Source organism: Sphingomonas sp., assembly GCF_041661885.1.
In the GTDB taxonomy this organism is placed as follows: domain Bacteria; phylum Pseudomonadota; class Alphaproteobacteria; order Sphingomonadales; family Sphingomonadaceae; genus Sphingomonas.
In genome coordinates, this window is the sequence record NZ_JBAZTL010000020.1 from 1 (window position 1) to 2,819 (window position 2,819).

General features: G+C 59.0%; 2 protein-coding genes and 1 pseudogene. 1 reads left to right on the forward strand and 2 read right to left on the reverse strand.

The window, feature by feature from the left end:
• A pseudogene (locus WC704_RS17720) lies at nucleotides 1-603 on the forward strand (exonuclease V subunit alpha); the annotation flags it as partial.
• 198 nt (nucleotides 604-801) lie between these two features.
• Here WC704_RS17720 and WC704_RS17725 read toward each other — a convergent pair.
• Both WC704_RS17725 and WC704_RS17730 read right to left on the reverse strand, forming a co-directional pair.
• A complete protein-coding gene (locus WC704_RS17725; protein WP_372892366.1) occupies nucleotides 802-1,095 on the reverse strand; it encodes a hypothetical protein in 294 nt (97 codons plus the stop codon).
• 756 nt (nucleotides 1,096-1,851) lie between these two features.
• Nucleotides 1,852-2,819 (reverse strand): RHS repeat-associated core domain-containing protein (locus WC704_RS17730; protein WP_372892369.1); only part of this gene is annotated, 968 nt, incomplete at its 5' end.

Genomic DNA, 2,819 nt, shown 5'->3' on the forward strand with positions numbered 1-2,819 from the left:
ACCGCCTACCGGGTCGATGCCATCGACCCCAGCGCCAACACGCTGCGGCTGCTCGACCCCGCGAACCAGGCCATCACCTGGAACCCCGCCCAGGGCGGCGCGGACCAGGCCGAGGCCTATGCCGAGGTGCGGCAGGAGTTTCGCACCGGCGACCGCATCCAGTTCACCCGCAACAACCATGCCGCCAAGCGCGTCAACGGCCGCACGGCCGAGGTGGTCGCGATCGATCCCGACGAAGGCCTGCTCGTCGTGCGCAACAAGACCGGCAAGCGGCAGACCCTCGACATGGCCAACGTCGTCGATCGTCACATCCGCCCCGGCTGGGTCCAGACCATCCATGCCGCCCAAGGCGCGACCAGCGACCGGGTGATGGTGCATTTGGAGTCGTTCCGCAGCAACGTCGATGCCCGCATCGCCTATGTCGCCGTCTCCCGCGCCAAGACCCACGCCACCATCTATACCGACGATCGCGTGGCGTTGGTGGACGCGATCGAAGGCCGGGACGGCGGACAAGTCGGCGCGATCGACGAGACACTGTTGCGGGGGAAGGCGGCGATCGCCAGCCCCGTGCCCGTCAGTGCAGCGGGGATGGCGATCGGGTAAAGAGGGTGCATTCCAGGTCTACATTGCAGGAAGGCAATATACACCTGACTTCGCTTCATAAGCGGTGTCCTGCTTTCCCGCCTTCGCATCATAGGTCATCGCCGTCTTGTAACAGCCAAGACGACCCGCAGCTTTCTCAAACGACACGAACTCAACTCGTGAGGGCGCTACCTTGTAAGCAGAGCTAAGCCTTGCCAGTCAAGCCCTGCCAACATCAGACATTTTCAATGCGCCTGAACAATTATTAACTGCGATGAGCTTCGGTGTATGAACGGCATAGATGTTCAGAACGACAGAACATGCGCTAACACGATCAGCGGAAGCGCCTTTCAATGCCCTGCCGATGCTTTTTTCCTCTCTTCCACAGCGAACACTAATTTTGTCGCCAAGCTCTTCGTCAGTAATCTTGCGAACAATTTCGCACCGAGAGCGAGCCGAGGATAGACGGGCTACACTCTCTACCGCAGTGGCGGGCGAGTCGATGAACAACATGCTTCCTCCTACTGCGCAGACGTGCCGGGCGGGCAGTGACCACCTGCTGGCACTGTGATTGTGACAGGGACCGTTCGCTTGCCGAAGGCGAGAGCGCCTTTCATTGTCGAGAAACGGTAAATGTCGAACCGTGATCCTGGCGCGTTTCGAATGTTCACGTCGCCATAATCCCCCACTGTGTATGGCGGCTGAGGTCCCCCTGTAGTGCGGAGCACGTCGTCCAACCCCTCCGGCGATATACTGATACCCGCTGCGGCTCCTTGGCGTAGCGCCCTACGGCCGAAGCCGAACGTCTGCGCGCCTGCAATCGCGACGGTGCCATTGGCAGGCTTGGTTCCGGGAGCGAACGCGGAGTCACCCCCTGCTTGAGGAAGCGGCCCGACCGCCGAAAACGTGGCTGTCCCCTTGCAGACCAAGTCCCCATTTTGCAGCTTGGTCCGGGTGTGACTTGGTCATTCGGGGAGCGGCCTCGTCGGCCAGAACGACACAAGGTGAAGATAAATGTTAGACATCACAAATATAGCAACTCCGACCAAAAATATTCTTCGATCCGATTCATCCGAATAAGTTCCAACTGCAATAAGTGTCGCGCCAACAGCAGTAAAAAGCACATGTGGAAATATATGGTCTCTAAACCCGCTGCCATACTCACGCCGCGTAAGGACAGAAATTGACAGCGACATCCCTCCGTAGAGAGCCCAATCAAGAAGCACCCCGGCAAAAATGATCGCAATATAATACAATATCATAACTACCTCAATTGCAGTTATAAAAGAGGGAACCAGCGCCAATATAGAGACCTGGGCTTCCACCCGCAAATTGTGCTTGCCTAGCCTGGCTTGCTGATAAATTGCCGAAAGTTCTCGACGACGCCAACGCTCTGCCAGCTAAGCCAGCTACAAGCTTACCGCCTAGATACCCACCGACAGCGCCGCCCGCATCAATTGCTGCTCCCACACGGTCCCCCTCTGCTAGGCGCGCGAGGGCGCCGACGCCAGCCGCACCGTAGGATACTGCGGTGGCGAGCGCGGCAGCCCCCTCAAAACCAATTAGTCCAACGCCGGTAGGAGCCGCAATTAGGCCTGCGCCAGCGGATACCGTTGCGACGACACCCGCTCCCACGCTTATCTTCTCAGCCAAATTCGCGATATAATCTGCAGTCGGGTGCGCTTGCGCGCAGCGCTTATTCTGCAGCATTTGCTGGGCTTGCTGTGAGGAGCCTTCCGAAGCACTAGGAATGCCGCCGGTACCACGGCCTCCTCCTCCGCCCACATAGCCACCACCACTGTTGCCGCCGCCGCGAATATATATTATGCCAATACCTCCACCGCCTCCATCGCTCGTTGGGGCTTGAGCTTTCTGTTTTCTAGCGGTGATGATGCAGTCGCCATCGCCGTTGACAGTGCAAGCTCCGACTTCATCTAACCCACTTGGATCGATCCCATTGACGGGATCGCCCCCGACATAATTATACCAGTTCAAGCCATCGCCATATCCGATGGGATCGGTCTGCAGGAACCGGCCAAGGCGCGAGGAGTACATGCGCGCTTTGTAATACCATAGCCCAAGCTCGGGAAGGTAGGCCTGGCCGGTATAACCGAACCGACCGACATTGCCCGCGCCCGGCACGCCATATTCGTCGTAGCTGTTGACCGCCGTCACCGCGCCGCCGTCATTGGTCTGCGCGATGATCGAGCCGCGCTCGTCGGCGTGCAGCCAGCTGC